The sequence below is a fragment of the Frankia sp. CoWAU3 genome (assembly GCF_977971855.1).
This window is the reverse complement of record NZ_CDWWXB010000247.1, coordinates 1-2,587: the sequence shown is the minus strand read 5'-3', so window position 1 is coordinate 2,587 and position 2,587 is coordinate 1. Positions and strand designations below refer to the sequence as shown.

The window sequence follows — 2,587 nt, the reverse complement described above, 5'->3', positions numbered from 1 at the left end:
GCCCCGGCGATCAGGGCGTCGGTGAGGTCGGCCAGCGCCGGCAGGTAACCAAGGATACCGGGGCTCGGATTTTCGATCGCCCGGGCGGCCACCGCGGCAAGGACCGCCAGAGGCCGGCCGCGCAGCCGGGAGATGACCGCCTGGCGCATCACCGCGGACAGGCCGGCCAGCCGAACGCTGATCGCCGTCAGATCATTGACGGTCACCGTCGCCGGATCCGTGCCGATGCGGGCGACCAGCTCGGCCGCGGCGAAACGCGCCATCCGCCGGTCGATGCCGCGCGCCATGGCCGGCGCTCCGACAGCGACCGCGTGCAGTCCGAACCCGACGGGGTCGTCCCGTCCGGACAAGCCAGCCAGACCGAGCAGGCCAGCCGGACCGGACGGTTTGCGCTCCCCGAACAGGCAGTGCGGATCGGACCAGTCCACGCCGCCGAACGGACCGGGCAGCCGGCTCAACCGTCCCCCGTCCGCGGCGACGGCTCGGGCCAGGGCGGCCGACCGGTCGCCCGCCGCCCGCAGGCGGTCGGACAGGACGCCCAGCAGGACCGGATCGAACAGAACGGTTTCGTCAATCGGAACCTTCACGGCGGGCCTGCCGTCGCCGGTATCGCCGGTATCGCCGGAGCCTCCGATAGCCCCGGGCAGATCCTCCCTCCCCCCCGGCATCGCCCTCGACGCCAGCGGTGGCCAGTCCGTGCGCCAGCATCCACACCCGTGGGTCGTTCCCGACGCCGCCGGACGCGTCGAACCGGCGCAGCCGGGCGAGCCAGTCGAGCAGCCCGGCCCGATCGCGCAGCACCCCGGCGCTGACGTCGAGCGCCCGCTGCCAGTCGTCCAGCCGGGCGGCGCACCGGATCCGCCACGGTGACCGCCATGCCCGCGGGGTGTCGGCGGCACGCGCACCGGCCAGCACCCCGGCCACCTCCGGGACGAGTCGGCGCAGCCGTGCGGCGCACTCGCGCAGCTCGCCCGCGGCCGCGGCGAGGGCCGCGACATCACGGGGTGTACCAAGGTCTGCTCGCATCGGGCACGCCATCCGGCTCGCTGGCGACGGGATGATCAAAGCGTAACCCGACGGGTCCCCCTCGCCGCGTCGGCTCGGCCACCCGCGACCGCGGGCGCTCGTCCGCGTTAGGGTTTTGATCATTTGGCCGCAGGGACCACGGCCTCCGCGACCCTGCCGCCGAGAACGCCAAGAACACCAAGAACACCAAGAACTGGGAGGGCATGTGACCGAGGCCGTTGTCGTCGCCGCAACCCGATCACCGATCGGGCGGGCGTTCAAGGGGTCGCTGCGGGGGATGCGGGCCGACGACCTCGCGGCCATCATCGTCCGGGCAGCCCTGGACCAGGTTCCGGCCCTCAATCCGGCCGACATCGACGATCTCATCCTCGGCTGCGGGCTACCCGGAGGCGAACAGGGACACAACATCAGCCGCGTCGTCGCCGTCAGCCTCGGGTTCGACACCGTTCCCGGCACGACGGTCTCCCGGTACTGCGCATCCTCCCTGCAGGCTCTGCGGATGGCTGCGCACGCCGTCCGCGCGGGAGAGGGTGACGCGTTCATCGCCGCCGGGGTGGAGGTCGTCAGCGGCTTCGTCAGGGGCAACAGCGACAGCCTGCCGGACACCCAGAACCCGCGCTACTGCGAGGCCCAGGACCGTACGGCGGCCCGCGCCCGGGCGGGGTCCGCGCCCTGGACGAATCCCCGGGCGGCCGGCGAGCTGCCCGACGTCTACATCGCCATGGGGCAGACCGCCGAGAACGTGGCCCAGCTCGCGGGTGTGAGCCGCCTCGAACAGGACGAGTACGCCTGCCGCTCGCAGAACCTGACGGAGCGGGCCGTCGCGGACGGCTTCTTCAAGCGGGAGATCATTCCGGTGCCGCTGCCCGACGGCGAGGTGATCGACAGCGACGACAGTCCCCGGCCGGGAACCACGATGCGGGCGCTGGCCGCTCTCAGGCCGGTGTTCCGCCCGGACGGTACCGTCACGGCCGGCAACGCCTGCCCGCTCAACGACGGAGCCGCCGCGGTCATCGTCATGAGCGACACCAGGGCCCGCGAGCTCGGCATCACCCCGCTGGCCCGGATCGTCTCCACCGGCGTCAGCGCACTGTCACCGGAGATCATGGGCCTGGCCCCGGTGGAGGCGTCCCGGCGGGCCCTGGCCCGGGCGGGGATGACGATCGACGACGTCGACCTGGTAGAGCTGAACGAGGCGTTCGCGGCGCAGGTCATCCCGACCTACCGGGCACTCGGGCTCGACGTCGCGAAGCTGAATGTGCACGGTGGCGCGATCGCGCTCGGTCACCCGTTCGGGATGACCGGCGCCCGGCTACTCACCACTCTGCTGAACGGACTACGCACCACCGACACGACCATCGGGTTGGAGACGATGTGCGTCGGCGGCGGGCAGGGCATGGCGCTGGTCGTCGAGCGGCTCTCCTGAACCGGGAGTTCGCGACCTTTCGGGCTCCGGGTCTGCCGTGACCGACGCTCCGTGCTAGCGGGAGTTTCCTAGATAGTTCGATCTTGGTTGGAGTTTTCGCAGCCCATGACCAAAGTTGATCTTCCGGATGTGTAT

Annotated in this window: 2 protein-coding genes and 1 pseudogene; 1 reads left to right on the top strand and 2 read right to left on the bottom strand. The window is 71.7% G+C overall.

The features are described 5' to 3' along the window. A pseudogene (locus AC08ON_RS16450) lies at positions 1-587 on the bottom strand (hypothetical protein); the annotation flags it as partial. Further along, entirely contained in the window at positions 571-1,026 is a 456-nt protein-coding gene (locus AC08ON_RS16445; RefSeq protein WP_476608396.1) for a hypothetical protein, read from the bottom strand. The gene AC08ON_RS16445 and the pseudogene AC08ON_RS16450, both read right to left, overlap by 17 nt. Positions 1,027-1,231: 205 nt before the next feature. Between AC08ON_RS16445 and AC08ON_RS16440 the strand changes: the two genes are divergently transcribed. Then, positions 1,232-2,452 (top strand): acetyl-CoA C-acetyltransferase, encoded by a 1,221-nt coding sequence (locus AC08ON_RS16440; protein ID WP_476608397.1) that lies wholly within the window; start codon positions 1,232-1,234, stop codon positions 2,450-2,452. Positions 2,453-2,587: the final 135 nt, after the last annotated feature.

What these genes read in the sequence shown, in the direction of transcription:
- AC08ON_RS16445 (WP_476608396.1), bottom strand. Translation starts at nt 1,026, where the DNA reads ATGCGAGCAGACCTTGGTACACCCCGTGATGTCGCGGCCCTCGCCGCG.